Here is a 16,608-nt window from a genome sequence, read left to right as displayed (position 1 = left end):
AGTTTGCTTATTTATTAAAAATTGAATTATAAGGCACATAAAGATTGTAATAGGAATTAACTAAAGCATTAAATCTAGTCCAAGAGAAAAAAATAACTACGGCAAATACCGTTAATAACATCATTTTTCTAGTTTTAAAGAAAGACAGCGAATATCCTATTAAAAAAATTTCAAAGAAAAGAAAAGGAACAGATGCTCTTGCAAATACAGCCAAATCTTTTGCAAAAACAAAATATGTCAAATTCCCTATCATATAAAGGTTAAAATAACCTTGAAAGTACAAAAAGTTGCCTTTGGATCTATTTTTTACGAAAATAAAAAAAGGTATAAATAAGAGTCTCTTTGTGACACCAAGTAAATACATTACAATTGGATTATTAGTTGTATTCAATACTTCACTATCTTCATTAAGATAATTATTTATTTTTGCTCCTATAAAACCATCAATTCCTAAAACTCTTAACACTAAGTCTAAAATTAATGTGCCTATTCCAATTAATCCTAATGCTACACAAAATGCTACTAAGTAATAAAAAGTTTTGTCACTGATTTTAGTCCAATAAATATAATAAGCCAAAAAATATAGTATTGAAGAATAGTGAATTGATGATGCTAATATTACAAATAAAGCAAAATAAAAAGGTTGTCTTCTTATAATAAAAATGGTACTAAATAATGTCAAAGAAATTGCCAAATTTTGACGTACTGCAAATATATCAGCAAAGTAATAGCAAAAATATAATAAAATAAGTGTAAAAAAGAACTCTTTATGAAATTTATAGAAATAGGAAAATTTAAAAGTCAAACATAAAAAGGAAAAAATAGTAAGAAAAACAGTGTAATTTGATGTGTATTGCCTAATTTGACCCGCTAAAACAATATAGCCTGGTTCAAAATTTACAGTATGGGCATCAGAAAAATAATAGAATGTATCAAAATAAGATTCCCAATCTGTACCGCATTCCCATCTTAAACTGGCAAATGCCCAGAAAATTAGGAAAAATACACACGCCCCTGTTACCAAAAATATTTTCCTTTGGTTTTTATCAAAGCGAACGTAATCAGTAAAACTTAGAGTGACTAGTATCAAAAATAAAATTATGTAGATCCCCAATGCTTAATTATTTTAAACTTCAAACAATATTTAGTTAAATCAGTTTACGTAATTTAACTAACCAATGAGAAAAAAAACTGCGATTTTTCTTTTAGTGTTAATCTCTTATCTAATAAAATAGGTAACCTCACAATTAAATAGACAAACCTAAATAAATAATAACTTAAGATAAAAGAATTCTTTTTGAAGTATTTAAACATCCCATCGTTGATCATCATTCTTTTCTTTGCTGAAAAATCTTCTTCAGCAACACTTGCTCCTTCGAGATGTATTATCTTGGGCTCTTTAATTAAATAACGCTTTAATCCTAATTTATGTATCTGTAGTTGCAAATCTGTTTCTTCAAAGTACATAAAAAAAACTGGATCGAATTTTCCGGCTTTTAAAAATAGTTCCTTTGTCAAAAAAAGGTCAGCTCCAGTGATGTAATCTACTTCAACATATCGATTATTATCAAATTTTATAATATCCAATTTATATGGATATTTAAATAATTTAGATAAATAATTATTTATTATCTTAAATATTACCGTCCTTTTTAAAGGGAACTGCTCTGCTGAATGAATAATTTCTCCATTTTCATCAACTAACATACCTCCCAGACATCCTATATTTAAATTATTATTTTTTTTATAAAAATCTAAAAAGTAAAAAACTGCATTATTTTGCAAAATAGTGTCGGAATTCAAAAGAAATAAGTAATCACCCTTAGCAAATTCTGCTCCTAAATTATTAGCTTTTCCAAAGCCTAAATTTACTTCTGACTCAATAAGAACAACTTCAGGAAATTTTTCTTTTATAAGCTCCTGTGAGCCATCTATTGAAGCATTATCGACAATGATGATTTCAAAGTCGACATCTTTTGTATTACTGTAAATTGATCCAATACAATTAGATAACAAATCCTTAGTATTATAATTTACTATTATAATTGAAACATTCATTTACAATTTCTTAATTAGTTTTGCAATGCATTAATGTGATTATATTATGACAAATATTTTTCCAATAAAAATTTTCGTAAGCAAAGTTTTGAATGGATAAGCAATCTTCAGACAACTTTTGTTCGTCACATGCCTTTTCATTTAGAATTTTCGATAACTCAACATGATCACCAATGGGAAAAATACTACCTAATCTTCCATCATCAGTAACATCGTGAGCAGTATTTAAATCAGTAGATACAATTATGCATCCAGACTTAATAGCTTCAAGAAATACTAATGGAAAACCTTCCGAGATTGATGTCAATACAAAGATCTTTGCTTTTTTATATTTATCATCTAAAGCTTTTCGATCAGAAATCGCTCCTGTGAACGAAACTTTATCTTTTAGACTTGGATTATTTTTCATGAAACTATTAATATAAGCTATAAAACTTTCCTCAATTGGACCTATAATTTCAAGTTTCCATTTATCATTTAATTTAGAAAATTCTTTGAAACCTTCAAGAAGCACTTCATTATTTTTTTCAAATGATCCAATACGACCAACTGTTATAATTAAATTCTCCTTATTGGCATATTTGATATCTTTCCTTATTCCATAATCATAAAAGCCGTTAGGGATATATTTAATTTTGTTCCCAAAAATATTATTGTTTAAAGCAAAATCATTAAGTTTCTTACTTTCTAAACTAAGTAAATCAATTTTTTCTAGAAGAAATTTATAAATTTTTCTTTTTATAAAAGTAAATTTCCAATCTTTAATTGAATCATTCACATCCATCTTCAGAAAAACTCTCGCTTTTTTATTTCTAAAATTGAGAATCTTAAACGCATACAACAATAAGACATGTTTTAGTGAAAAATGATAAACCTGTAAAATATCAAATTTTCTAAAGTTAAAAAGTATGAAATTTAACGAATTTAGGAACTCACTCTTAAAAACTTTTTTTATAAAGACTTGTTTTAATCCTTTAACATCTGTTTGTAGGTATGGATACTCACCGTTATTATAACTTGCTACAGTAGAATTATAATTAAATTCTTTATAAAGAACATATGGAATCATACCAATGTCTTTAATTAGATGGATATTTTCGCAAGGAGTAAAAATGGTCAAAAATCTAATATCTCTATCCATTTTAACTTTTATTAAGATAATTTGAATACAATTTGACGAAAGGAGTATTACATATTAAAAATTTCACAAACCCCTTGAGTCCTGTTCTAACTAAGAAATTCGAATGATATTTAGCTCTCTCAAAATGTCCTTCCTTAATAAAATTAGTTGCTAAAAAATTATGGTGCAATTCTTGAAGTTTTTTAACAGTAATATCATTAGTTGAATATTTGCTTAAAAAGTGCTTTTTTATATCGAACACTGCATTCTCAAATTTTTCAGTTTTCTCGTAGTTGCTTTTATTGTTGCTTAGAGATCCTTCTGCTACAGTATAAGTTATGGTTTCTACAGGTATATATTTGAACTTTGTATGTTGTATCATCTCTAACCACATAGGATAATCTTCCATTACAAAACCAAGTGATATAAACTTATCAAAGTTTATATATTTAGAGAAAATTTCTTTTCTAAAAATTACTGTTCCCGCTGAAATAAAATTACCTTTTAGTAAATTTAAATACATCTTTTTTTCGTCAACAATAATTGGCTTTGAACTTGTAAAAACTTCAACATTATTATTTACATTCACTATTCTATAATCAGTAAAAACTAATCCAAAACTATTGTCTTTTTCTAAAAATTGAACCTGCATTTCCAGTTTATGAGGATTATGCCACCAATCGTCACCAGCGCAAACTCCTAAATATCTACCCCTACTCTTCTGTATGCAATCAATATAATTTTTCAACAGACCTTTATTTGGTTGTTTATCCATAAGGTGAATAATATCAGGATACTTTTCCGCATATTGTTTACAAATTAGTCGTGTGTTATCATTTGGGGATGCATCTTCTCCAATAATTATTTCAAAGCTATAGTTTGTTTCTTGCTGTAATACGCTTTCAATTGTACGTGCTATTGTAGCTTCTTGGTTATAACAAAGTATAACAACTGATATAAGAGGTTTTGTTGACATTATTTTCTTCTTATTATTCTGCTTATAAGCATTTTTACATCCATTATTAAACTTAAATTATATATAGAGTAGATAATAGAAAAAATCAATGCAATAACAGAAATCATTAAACGTAAAGGTCCTGTAAAATATTCATGAGAACAAAAGGAAACTGCTAAAAGAAAAAACATTACAATTACAACTTTTATGTTTTTAGAAGAAATATTTATACCAAATCGAAAATTACTATATAGACATATAAAAACCATCAAAAAAAACTGAGCAATGAAAAAAGATAATCCTATTGATAAAAACCCAAATTTGTCCCAACTTAAATATACACTTGCAATATAAATAATCGTATAAGAAACATTACTAAAAACAAAGAGTTTACCTAGGCCTTTTGCTAAAAAAACAAATCCAAATGGCCAAGCAATAATTTTAAAGAAATCTCCAATTATCTGCCATTTTAGTACTGAAACAGCTCCTAAAAATTTACTTGAATATAAAATCTTAATCGCTACTTCCGCAAACCCAACCATACCAATAATAATAGGTGATGCCAATAATAGAACAATATAAAGTTGATTGTTAACAGTTGCGCCTAACTTATGATTATCATCATGTATTGAAGATAATTTTGGGTAGTAATCACTCGCCATAGAGTTTAACACAATTGACAGATACATTGTTGCAATTGTATTTGCAGCTGTAAAAAGTCCAACCCCGTCTATTCCCGATTTATTAGACAAAAAAGCTCTTAAGCCTAGACTTACAAATTGCTCAACAATACTGACTATTATAGTAAAAAATCCTATCCGAATCATCACTTTTGCAGTACTCCATGATTCTATAACTGAAATCTTTTTATATTTTGGAATTCGTAATTTTTTATAAAAGAAATAGATAACTAAAAAATTAACTAATGCCATTAAGATAAGTGAAGGAACTATTCCTTTATCTTTTAAAACAAGATAAAATAATACCGAGACCAAAGAGCCAAAAAAATTCGCGACAATAGTCGCTTTAGACATCAATAAAACAGCTCTTTTACCTTGCATAACCGACTGATAACCTGCAGCCAATGTAGAAAAAAAAACTGAAACCGATAAAAACCCTATTCCAACAGTATAAATATCATTATTAAATAAGAACCTGCTTAATGGCAGACAAAATATTACAGTAATAATACTTCCAACAAGGGCTGAAATAAAAATCCATTTATTGAATACTTTAACAATCCTTGAAATTTCTAAATCATCTTTTTTGGCATTTGCTATTGAAATATCTCTTACACCACTGAATGGAAGACCTAGACTTGCAAAGTTTCTTATCATGTCTGTCGCTGTAGTTAATATTCCAACTACCCCAACTCCAAAAGTGCCTAAAATTAAGGCAATGACTTTAGTTCTCAAAAGAGAAATCAATATATTAATAACTTGAGCTCCTCCAACTGTCCCTGTCGCTTTAAGGGCATCCTTTTCTTCTTCTTTATTATTCATCTAAAAACTCAAACTGAATTTCTTTGCTTTCAAAATGATTTGCATTGGTCGTAAGTTTTGCAATACAAATTCCTCATTTGTGATATATATCAAATATCTCTTGACCAAGATATGTTTGATTTTACAATATTAGCAGGTATTCCTGCTAACATTGAATTAGGAGGATATGATTTATTACTAATTTTGGTTAAACTTGCAACTATTGAATTATCACAAATTGTAGAGCCTTTTAAAACACTACTATTATTCGCGATCCAAACATGATTACCAATAGTCACATTTTCATAATGTTGTTTATTTTCTATTGTATGCCAATCAGAATCGGTGATGAAGACATTCCAAGCACATAAAAAATCTTTACCTATTCTAATATCTTTATAACACATTATTACGGAATCTGCTGTTATTCCAGAACCTGACTCAATATCTTTACCTCCCAAATATAAAAAGGCCTCATCACTTAAAATCAATTTGACACCATTTCCAATTATAAAATCACCATCAATCTTTAAAGTTGAATTAACTCCTAAAGTGATAATAATTGGATTTGTGCCACCAATGTGAGAATTAATAAAAACATCACCATTTAATATTAATTTCGATCCTTGACTTTTTTTAATTTTTAAAGAGATATGAGGATTATTTATAATAATTTTTCCCTTACTACCTTCATCTATATACATAGAATAGTAAATAGATTTTATTTTACATATAATAAATCTACATATCAAAAAAGGATTTGATAAAATTATTTTAAGTTTCTTAATCAAGGTATTCTATTATAAGAATTTAAAAGCTCTACAATTTTTGAAATTTCTTGTTTTGTAATAACAGAACTAATAGGTAAGCTCAAAACTTCATTATGAATAATTTCTGTTATTGGTAAAGAAATATTCGACATGTAATTGTAACACTCTTGTTTATAAATTGGGATAGGATAATGAATTAATGTTTGAACACCGTTTTCAGTCAAATACGAATACAGTTCATCTCTATTTTTTACACGAATAACAAAAAGATGCCATACATGTTCTTCATATTCATTATAATTTGGCAAAATTACACTTTTATTATCAATGTTTCTAATATATTCAAATGCCACTTCTCTACGAATTTTAGCTTCATTTTCTAAATGTTTTAACTTAACAGTTAAAAAAGCAGCTTGTATTTCATCCATACGACTGTTTAATCCTTGATACTGATTTACATATTTTTGTGCAGAACCATAATTCGCCAATGTACGTATCACTTCAGCTAACTCAGGATTTTTAGTCGTAACTGCACCCGAATCTCCCAATGCACCCAAATTTTTGCCTGGGTAAAAGCTAAATCCAGCAGCATCCCCTAAATTCCCAGTTTTTATACCATTCCATTTTGCACCAATTGCCTGAGCATTGTCTTCAATAATTTTTATGCTATATTTTTTAGCTATATTTTCTAATTCCGTACTCCAACAAACCCTTCCATACAGATGAACAACCATAATAGCTTTAGTTTTTGAAGTAATTTTACTTTCTACTAAATCTATATCTAAATTATAGGTTTCCAAATTTGGCTCAACTAAAACAGGAACCAAATTATTATCAGTAATCGCTAGTACTGAAGCAATGTAGGTATTTGCAGGAACAATTACTTCGTCTCCTTCATTCATAATACCTAATTCTATATAGGCTTTGAAAATAAGACGTAATGCATCTAAACCATTTGCAACAGCAACTACATTTCCTCCATCTTGAAAATCTTTTAAAGAATTTTCAAATTCTTGTACTCTGTCGCCTAATAAATACCATCCACTATCAATTACCTCAGCCGCAACAGATTTTAGTTCATCACTATATTGGGCATTAACTTTTTGTAAATCTAAAAATTTAATCATTTTCTAATTGGTCTAAATCCATCTAAATAATATTCTTCACCAGTACAGCGATCTACTAAGTTCAAATTTAGTAAAATTGAATCGTCTGTAATATAACCTGTATGCTTTGCTGGATTTCCGTACCATACAGTATATGGAGAAGTACTTTTTGTTAATACACTTCCCGCCCCTATTAAAGTTTTATAACCTATTTTAATACCACATAAAATTGTTGAATTTGCACCAATTGAAACATAATCTTCAACTATTGTTTTCTCATTTTTGTAATTTTTATTTTTTGAAATTGGAATTCTGTCATTTGTAAAAGTTACATTAGGCCCTATCATTACTTTATTACCGATATAGATACCATCCCAAATTTGCACTCCTGGTTTTACTGTAACATCATCTCCAATAAATACGTCATTTTCAATCAAAACATTGCAATTTATATTACATCTACTGCCAATTACAGCTTCTTTTAACACAATTACAAATTGCCATATGTCAGTATCAATACCTATGTTGGTAGACTTAACATCAGATAATGGGTGTATCATTTCTATATTTTAAATATTCTTTGTAATCTCTTATATAATCAGATTCACTATACTCATGTGAAGCTAGAACTAAACATATTGAACCACTAGAAAAATCTTTAATCTCTCTCCAAATTCCAGGCTGGATATGCAATGCTTTTGATGGATCATTTAAAAAAAAATCTTTCTTACTGACACCATCATCTAGCACGAATGTAAATGAACCACTTGCTGCAACAATATATTGTTGCAACTCATAATGTCCGTGTCCACCTCTGTCTGCCTTTTTAGGGACATCATATAAATAATAAATTCTCTTTATAGCAAAAGGAATATTTATATTGTTCTCTAAAACTGTAATATTACCAGCGTCGTTATGTACTTGAGACAAATCAATTATTTTACAATCTGATACATTATACATCTTTCAAAATTTTAAATTCTTCAAAATCTCTAATATAATCTTCTTTTGAAAATGATTCGCTAGAAATATGTAATGCAAGCGAGTTTGTTGAAAAATTTTCAATATGCCTCCATGTTTTTGCTGGTAAATACAAGCCATAATAACTTCTATTAAGAGAAAACTTTTCCGTTATACCATCCTTGTTAGTAATTATAACATCGAAACTTCCACTTAAAGCAATAATCACTTCTTTTTGAGAATTATATGCATGACCGCCTCGTACTTCGCCACCAGGAACATCATATGTCCAAAATGTTCTTTTGATCTCAAATGGAATCTGTTGCAATCCTTGTAGAAAGGTAAGATTTCCTCTTGGGTCATGTATCTTAGGAAAATCAATAATAAATGGTTTCATAATATAAGCATGGGGCTACTTGAAAGTCCCTTCAGAAAATAGTTTCTTAAATAATAAAAAAATTAAACTAATAAATACAGCTAAAAATCCACCAATTAGCAATCCCTTTGTTTTCCCAAATTTTTCTTTGGGTAAAGGCAAAATTGGTCTATCGATTACCTGGATTAAAGGTGTTTCTTTTCTCAGCGTAATTTTAGCTAATTCCGATTGTTTTACTAACTCAGCAAGAATTGCTGTGTTAGTCTGAATATCTACCTGTCTGCGAGAAGATGGTGCACGTTGAACATTATGTGCAGGATTTAACATAAATGTATTATCATTGGCTACAGCCATACCATGTATCGCGCCATTTAATTCTCTTCTAATAGAATCAGTTTGCCGATATAAAATCTCCATATTGGTACGAGCTTTTTTGCTCTTGGTCTCAATGTAAAATTTACCAACCTGTTTAGCAAGTGCTTCACAAAAGTAAAAGGAAAATAATTCATTTCCAGAAGCAACTTCAATGGATGTAATTGCAGTTTTTTTATCTTTTTGCTCTATTGATAAAGAACTTTTTGATAAATTGCTATAAATTACTCCCAAGATACTATCCTGAACTCTTGTAAATTTTTTGCGATCACTAGTTGGTAGAAACTGAATAGTTTTATACTTAGGCTGTGTATTCCAAACATCACGCCATTTATTAATTTGAATATACATCTCAGCTAACGAAATTTCTTTCCCTTCCACTTTGACTGGCATTAATAAGGTTTTTTCAACCATATTACGAGATTTAAATAATTCTGTTAAGTTTGATCCTGAAAAAACTCCTCCTCCTCCATTACTTCCAACGCCTAAACCTAAAGTTCCTGCCAAACTTAATGCACCACCTAACCCGCCATTTGAGTTTTCATCCTCTAAAACATAAGATAATGTTGCCGTATAAATAGGCTTTTTAATATATGAGTAGACTATCCCTAGTCCCCCTCCTATAAAGCCTGCAATAAAAATTATTTTCCAATGATTAAAAAAATAAACTATAAGTTGTTTCACTTTTTCTAACACATCCTTAAACAAGAGCTCATCACTTTCTGTCGCCGTATTTTCCATCAAAATTTATTTAAAAGCAGTTACAATTAATAATGCCAAGCTGGCAAATGCTGTCCCAAGACCAGCCCATTCACCTGCACTCATCTTTCTCTTTTCAGGCTTTTCTGGTACAACAATTTGCGAATCTGGCTCTACTTTCGGATAAGACCTAAAAAATAAAAAAGAACTTGTCACTGCTGCTTTTCCGTTGGGATATATTATATATGCCTTTCTTTTCCATCCTTTACTATCTACTCCCCCAACAGAATTTATATAATATTTAAATCCTTTTCCATTTCTATATGGAATTTCAGATGTCAATAATACATTTCCTGTAACTTTTACTCCTTCATTATAGACAGCAACTTCTATTTCATCTCCAGGAAATAATGTAACATTAGAATAATGATTTTTATCTTTAACGATTTTCACCCAATTTACAGGAATTGTAGTATATTTTAAATCATCTCTAAGTCTTTTTGACAATCTAGACTTGAGAGTATCTTTTGTCTTTAAATCAACTCCCTCTTCAGAAGTTTCTTTCTTATCGTAGTTAAGATTTATACTTTCTAGTTGCTCAATCTGTTCTTCCTTGATTGGCCTTTTGATTTTCATACCATCTAAATTTGCAATTGATGTTAAACCTCCTGCTCTCATCACCACATTGTAAACCTTCTCTTTTTTATTAGCCAATACATATTTACCAGGATAAGTAACAGCCCCACTAACTTTAACCATTTCGGGTTTTTCATAAACTGCCATTCTACGAATATTAATAACATCAAAAGGTTTTAAAACAAAATTTTTAACTTGTTCATTATTGTCTGCGGTTATTTCCAGTTCCACTAATTCTACACGTTTAGGGTCAGCATCATCAATAGCATCAGACTTAATCATTCTAGCAATTTCAACTCTTTTTGAAGCAGAACCAGTTAAGCCACCTACTTGAACCACTAAATCATTTAAAGTTAAATTTTCAAAATATTCATACTCTCCAGGATTTTTTACTTCCCCATCTATAGTTACTTTATATTCTTCTCTAAAATCTAATATAGAATATACCGTCACTATATCTTCTCTTTTTAGTTCAATATCTTCATTTAAATCACCTGACAAAGCGGCTCCTAAATCTAAATTAACAATTTCTGTTGTTAAATCTGTTCTTAAACGAATAATTCTTGCTCTTTTACTATAAGCATCTTCTTTTAATCCTTCTGCTCTTGTCACAAGATCTGAAATCCTCATCCCTTCTGTAAAAGAATAATAATCTGGTCTAAAAACAGCCCCTTCAATCTTGATACGATTTTCAAATCGATTTATAATCTTAGTAATTCTAAAAACATCTCCGGATTGAGGTTGATAGGAATTATATTCACTTTCATTTATATCGTGGACTTTAAATTCTTTTCCTGTCTTTTGCAATACATTTACTGAAGCAGTATAAGCAAATTCATTAAAGCCAGATGCAAAATTCAATAAGTCTGAGAATTTTTCGCCATTTTTCATTTCAAAAATCCCTGGTCTTTTTACTTCACCTTCTACAGTTACTCTTTGTGTATATGCAGGAATTCTAATTACATCATTTTCTTTTAAGGTAACATTATCAGATTGATCTCCTTTAACTAAAAATCTATAAATGTCAATATTCCTGTAAACCTTATTGTTTCGTATCAATTCAATATTTCTATAACTCCCATTCTTTCCTGGCCCACCAGCTAAATGTAAAGCATTATAAACAGTTGCTAGCGAAGAAATAGAATAATTCCCTGGCTGTTTACCTCCAACAATGGTAACTTTTATAGTCCGTATTTTTCCTAAACTAATGCTAACTTGAGATTGCCCAGAGCGAACGGTACTGTAAACTCTAGCAACAGCCGCTTTTATTTTTTGTGTTGCCGCTTCTATAGACATTCCTGAAACTGAAATTTGCCCAACATAATCAATATTTATTTTGCCTTCAACACTTACTGGTACATTAGCATTATATTCTTGAACACCATAAACGCTTATTTGCAATTCATCACCAGGACCGAGAATGTAATTCATAGGAGTTGCCAAATTCAAATCTGGTTCAAAATTTAAAGTAGGATTATCAAAGAGTTCTGATCCAAAAATTAATGCATTCAAAGAATCTTTTATCTTCTCATTTTTAATTTTTTCCTGTTTTCTGCCAAACTCTGAATCCTTATCACCTGCTTTTAATTTACTATCCTTATTTTTATCTTTTCCACCATCTTTTGAATTTTTCTTTTCATAATCATTAAGCTTAATCTTAAGTTTATTAAACTCTGCTTGGTTCATACCTTTTGAAAGTGCCATTGATTCAACTTGCTCAATAGTTGTGTTATTACTTTTTAACTGAGCGCTAATTTTTGTCAAATCATCATCTGATAAGTAATCTACTCTTACAGAACTTAAATCTTTGGATTTCATTAAATCTTGTGCAGTTGCATTAAATGTTATTAATGCAAAAGAAAATGTAAGAACGTATATTATTTTTTTCATAATTTACAGGAAAAATTATCTTCGATATATTTATTGTAAGTATACTTTTTATGAATATTGTTTTTGATAATACTCTTTATAGGCTCCTGAAGTAACATTTTGAAGCCATTCTTTATTATTAAGATACCAATTTATAGTTTTTTCTAATCCTTCTTCAAAAGTAACCGAAGGTTTCCATCCTAATTCTGTATTGATTTTAGATGCATCGATTGCATATCTTAAATCATGACCCGGCCTGTCTTTTACATAAGTAATCAAGTTTTCAGAATCTCCAGCTTCACGACCCAATTTTTGATCCATAATTTTACAAAGAAGCTTTACTAAATCAATATTTTTCCATTCATTAAAACCTCCAATATTATAGGTCTCATGATTTTTTCCTTCGTGAAAAACTAAATCTATGGCAATGGCATGATCCTCCACAAAAAGCCAATCACGAGTGTAATTTCCGTCTCCATATACAGGAAGAGGTTTACTATTAATTATATTGTTTATAAATAATGGGATTAACTTTTCGGGGAAATGAAATGAACCGTAATTATTCGAACAGTTAGTTAAAACATATGGAAGTCCGTAAGTTTCTCCATACGCTCTTACAAAATGGTCTGAACTAGCCTTTGAGGCGGAATAAGGGGAGTTTGGATCATAAGAAGTAGTTTCTTTAAATAAACCTTCAGCTCCTAATGAACCATACACTTCATCTGTACTGATATGATAAAATCTTTTTCCTTCATTATTGCCCTTCCACTGATTTTTAGCCGCATTTAATAAATTCATAGTTCCGATAACATTAGTTTTTACAAATGCTAATGGGTCTTCTATCGAGCGATCAACATGTGATTCAGCAGCTAAATGTAAAACTCCTTCAAATTCATGTTTTTTAAAAAGGTCATTTATAAAACTTTCATCAACTATATCTCCTTTAATAAAGGTATAATTTGGTTTATCCTCAATGTCTTTTATGTTCTCCAGATTTCCTGCGTAGGTTAAAGCATCCAAATTAAAAATTTGATATTCCGGATATTTGTTTACAAAACGTCTTACTACATGAGAACCAATAAATCCAGCACCGCCAGTTATTAAAATTTTTTTCATTTTAAATGCTTTTTATTAATTTAATAAATCGGAATTTTGTTTTTCCAATTCGTTATATATATCTTTTACATCTTGTGAATTTTCTTTTTGCAAAATTAAATTAGCCGTTTCTGTATAGACAAAAATAGTATTTTTCAAACCAAGAAAAGTGGTATGCTTATCACATCCAATAACCATGTTGCCGTTAGAATCTGTTGAATGTCCTTTAGAATATAAATAATCATATACTGATTCAAATGAGCCTAAATCTGACCATGAAAACGAAGCAGGAACAACTTTAATCTTTTTACTACGCTCCATTACTGCATAATCAATACTGATAGAAGGAATTTCCATAGATAAGTCAAAATTTAAAAATCCATCATTACTTCCCTCCCATACTGTTTTTGATTTTTCATAAACATCGGGCTGGAATTTTTTCAACTCCTCTAAAAGCACACTTGCTTTAAAACAAAACATTCCACTATTCCATAAAAAATTGCCTTTTGCAATAAACTCCTTTGCTGTAGTTTCATTTGGCTTTTCACGGAAAGAAATTACATTGTCCCCCTCTGCTTCTATATAACCATAACCTGTTTCTGGTTTAGTTGGAATAACCCCAAAAGTTACAATAAAACCATCATTAGCTTTTGTAACCGCCTCGTTGATAGCCTGATTATAATTCTCCATCTGATCTATTATGTGATCTGACGGAGTAATTATTAAAATATCATTAGGTTCAGATGCAAATGCAGCAAAAGCTATCGCCGCAGCCGTATTTCTTGGCGTTGCCTCAATAATATTTATGTAAGAAGTACTTGTTTTTTCCATCACTTTGCCACTCAAATGATGATTATCAACATTCCCAACTACCATTACTTTATTTGCTAAATGACTGTTTCGTTTAACTGTCATTTCAAATAAAGATTTACCATCAAATATTTCAAGATATTGTTTTGGTCTACTTTTACGAGAAAGTGGCCAAAGTCTACTTCCAACTCCTCCAGTAAGTATTACGTGCGTTATCGTTTTATCTGAACTCATATACTCTTAAATAAAAAAGGAGATCTAAAGTCTGTTGTCTGCCAAAGATCCTAAAACTCCTTTTACATCATAAATTAAACTTTTTTCTTTTTGCAAACTTGAAAAATCTATTTGAAGAAACTCTGAATGAGCTACTCCTAATACTAATGCATCAAATTCTTTTTCAGGCAGAGAGTTAATAGTCTCCAGCTTATATTCTTTATTAACTTCGTCATTATTAGCTAAAGGATCAAAAATAGTAACCACTATTCCGTAATCTTTTAATGCTTTTATAACATCGACAATTTTTGTATTTCTAACGTCTGGGCAATTTTCTTTGAAAGTAATACCAAGCATTAACAGCTCAGCTCCATTAACCGAAATACCTTTTTTTATCATTAACTTCACTATTTGTGAAGCCACATATTCGCCCATGCTATCGTTCAAGCGTCTTCCTGCCAAAATTATTTCAGGATGATAACCAAACTCCTGTGCTCTTTGTGCTAAGTAATAAGGATCTACACCAATACAATGTCCGCCGACAAGTCCTGGTTTAAATGGCAAAAAATTCCATTTTGTAGATGCCGCTTCTAATACTTCTTGAGTATCGATATTCATTAAGTTGAATATCTTAGCTAATTCGTTAACAAAAGCAATGTTAATGTCTCGCTGAGAGTTTTCAATAACTTTAGCCGCTTCCGCTACTTTTATTGTTGGAGCTAAATGGGTTCCAGCAGTAATTACAGACTTATATAAAGCATCAACTTTTAAACCTATTTCTGGTGTTGAGCCTGATGTTACTTTTAAAATTTTTTCAACTGTATGTTCCTTGTCTCCAGGATTAATTCTTTCTGGAGAATATCCTGCAAAAAAATCTTCATTAAACTTTAAACCAGACACCTGTTCTAAAACTGGCACACATTGTTCTTCTGTTACTCCTGGATAGACAGTTGATTCGTAAATAACTATATCTCCTTTTTTTAAAACTTTACCAACTGTTTCGCTCGACTTATAAAGAGGAGTTAAATCTGGTCTATTGTTTTTGTCTACTGGTGTAGGAACTGTTACTATATAATAATTACATTCAGCAATATCCGCTATAGAGGTAGTACAATATAGTCCTTCTTTTTCATCGGTTTTATTTATTAAAACGCTTTGTAAAACATCATCCTCTACTTCTAATGTTGTATCTGTTCCTGATTTCAGAGAACTAACCCTCGATTCATTTATATCAAAACCAATTACAGAATATTTTGTTGCAAACAATCGAGCCAGTGGCAAACCGACATAGCCCAAACCAATAACTGCAATTTTAATATTTTTTTCTAGCTCCATCTTTTTAATTTCTTTAGGCTTTTAAAAATTCACGGCTTCGCCGTTCCAAGTCACAATATCTGACTCAGATGCCTAAATTAATCATTTTCGCGCAAATATAGTATAATAACTCTAGTTAATCAATACGGTTTCCCGTAATACTCAAAAACAAATTGTTAATAAAAAAACGCTTACCCACAATGTGTTATTAATCAGGCTGTAAATAATTACTTTATAAAAAAAACAGAAGAAAAAAATCTAAAAAAAGACTTCTCTTCTGTTAACTTTTTATTGGATAACGCTGTTATTTATATTTTATTTTCAAGACACACCCTAAAGCTTCAAGCACCAGCACATAATAATTATTAGAAACTTCCTGAACAATTGCATCTTGATTGATAAACGCACCGGACTCTAATTTAATTTTATCTCCAACCTGAATAGTCGAAACTGAAACATCCTTTAGATTCGGGGATTTTAAACTTGTTCTAATAATTTCAATTTCTTGATCTTTTACAATTGCTGGCTTTCCTAACCAAAACAAATACCTAACTACTCCTTGTACTTGAAAAACTAAGTTACGATCTGAATCGGATAACTGAACAAAAACGTAGGAATTAAAAAGAGGCGTTTCAATTTTCTTCTTCCTGTCTGACCACTGTTTTATTTGAGTAATCAATGGACAATAACATTCTATTCCAAGCTGATTAAGTTTATCTGCTACTTTCTTTTCCCATTTCGGTTTTGTATAAACAACATACCAATTCATTTTTT

General features: G+C 29.9%; 16 protein-coding genes. All 16 read right to left on the bottom strand.

Translation table 11 applies throughout. The annotated features are described in order from the left end of the window. Positions 1-7 precede the first annotated feature (7 nt). Positions 8-1,090 carry an EpsG family protein gene (locus tag SOM12_RS08220; protein WP_172426949.1) on the bottom strand — a complete coding sequence of 361 codons (1,083 nt, stop codon included), beginning with the start codon at positions 1,088-1,090 and terminating at the stop codon, positions 8-10. A gap of 77 nt (positions 1,091-1,167) precedes the next feature. Further along, positions 1,168-2,058, bottom strand: a complete 891-nt coding sequence (locus SOM12_RS08215; RefSeq protein ID WP_095931467.1) for a glycosyltransferase family 2 protein — start codon at positions 2,056-2,058, stop codon at positions 1,168-1,170. Between the two features lie 10 nt (positions 2,059-2,068). Then, positions 2,069-3,199, bottom strand: coding sequence for a glycosyltransferase family 4 protein (locus SOM12_RS08210; protein WP_095931468.1), 1,131 nt, complete (start codon positions 3,197-3,199; stop codon positions 2,069-2,071). 1 nt (position 3,200) lies between these two features. Next, the gene (locus SOM12_RS08205) at positions 3,201-4,154 is read right to left on the bottom strand and encodes a glycosyltransferase family 2 protein (protein ID WP_095931469.1); all 954 of its coding nucleotides are present in this window, start codon (positions 4,152-4,154) and stop codon (positions 3,201-3,203) included. After that, entirely contained in the window at positions 4,154-5,635 is a 1,482-nt protein-coding gene (locus tag SOM12_RS08200) for an oligosaccharide flippase family protein (protein ID WP_095931470.1), read from the bottom strand. Before SOM12_RS08200 ends, SOM12_RS08205 begins: the two co-directional genes overlap by 1 nt. 89 nt (positions 5,636-5,724) lie before the next feature. Further along, complete coding sequence (locus SOM12_RS08195; protein WP_095931471.1) at positions 5,725-6,318, bottom strand: acyltransferase; 594 nt, start codon at positions 6,316-6,318, stop codon at positions 5,725-5,727. Between the two features lie 83 nt (positions 6,319-6,401). Then, positions 6,402-7,511 carry a DegT/DnrJ/EryC1/StrS family aminotransferase gene (locus SOM12_RS08190; RefSeq protein WP_095931472.1) on the bottom strand — a complete coding sequence of 370 codons (1,110 nt, stop codon included), beginning with the start codon at positions 7,509-7,511 and terminating at the stop codon, positions 6,402-6,404. Continuing rightward, positions 7,508-8,050, bottom strand: coding sequence for an acyltransferase (locus SOM12_RS08185; protein WP_172426950.1), 543 nt, complete (start codon positions 8,048-8,050; stop codon positions 7,508-7,510). The genes SOM12_RS08190 and SOM12_RS08185 overlap by 4 nt, the downstream gene beginning before the upstream one ends. After that, positions 8,031-8,453, bottom strand: a complete 423-nt coding sequence (locus tag SOM12_RS08180; protein WP_095931474.1) for a sugar 3,4-ketoisomerase — start codon at positions 8,451-8,453, stop codon at positions 8,031-8,033. Before SOM12_RS08180 ends, SOM12_RS08185 begins: the two co-directional genes overlap by 20 nt. Then, the gene (locus SOM12_RS08175) at positions 8,446-8,847 is read right to left on the bottom strand and encodes a sugar 3,4-ketoisomerase (RefSeq protein ID WP_095931475.1); all 402 of its coding nucleotides are present in this window, start codon (positions 8,845-8,847) and stop codon (positions 8,446-8,448) included. The genes SOM12_RS08180 and SOM12_RS08175 overlap by 8 nt, the downstream gene beginning before the upstream one ends. Positions 8,848-8,862: 15 nt before the next feature. Beyond that, entirely contained in the window at positions 8,863-9,939 is a 1,077-nt protein-coding gene (locus SOM12_RS08170; RefSeq protein WP_095931476.1) for a Wzz/FepE/Etk N-terminal domain-containing protein, read from the bottom strand. A gap of 6 nt (positions 9,940-9,945) precedes the next feature. Continuing rightward, positions 9,946-12,423 (bottom strand): SLBB domain-containing protein, encoded by a 2,478-nt coding sequence (locus SOM12_RS08165; protein ID WP_320493021.1) that lies wholly within the window; start codon positions 12,421-12,423, stop codon positions 9,946-9,948. A 48-nt stretch (positions 12,424-12,471) separates the two neighbouring features. Further along, positions 12,472-13,518: a dTDP-glucose 4,6-dehydratase gene (rfbB, locus tag SOM12_RS08160; RefSeq protein ID WP_095931478.1), complete on the bottom strand. Its 1,047-nt coding sequence runs from the start codon at positions 13,516-13,518 to the stop codon at positions 12,472-12,474. Between the two features lie 15 nt (positions 13,519-13,533). Continuing rightward, positions 13,534-14,541: a mannose-1-phosphate guanylyltransferase gene (locus tag SOM12_RS08155; RefSeq protein WP_095931479.1), complete on the bottom strand. Its 1,008-nt coding sequence runs from the start codon at positions 14,539-14,541 to the stop codon at positions 13,534-13,536. Positions 14,542-14,565: 24 nt separating this feature from the next. After that, positions 14,566-15,855: a nucleotide sugar dehydrogenase gene (locus tag SOM12_RS08150; RefSeq protein WP_172426951.1), complete on the bottom strand. Its 1,290-nt coding sequence runs from the start codon at positions 15,853-15,855 to the stop codon at positions 14,566-14,568. Between the two features lie 283 nt (positions 15,856-16,138). Continuing rightward, entirely contained in the window at positions 16,139-16,603 is a 465-nt protein-coding gene (locus tag SOM12_RS08145; RefSeq protein ID WP_095931480.1) for a UpxY family transcription antiterminator, read from the bottom strand. Between the last annotated feature and the right edge of the window lie 5 nt (positions 16,604-16,608).

The organism is Flavobacterium sp. CFBP9031 (assembly GCF_034044945.1).
Lineage (GTDB): Bacteria > Bacteroidota > Bacteroidia > Flavobacteriales > Flavobacteriaceae > Flavobacterium.
This window is presented reverse-complemented; position numbering and strand designations above follow the sequence as displayed.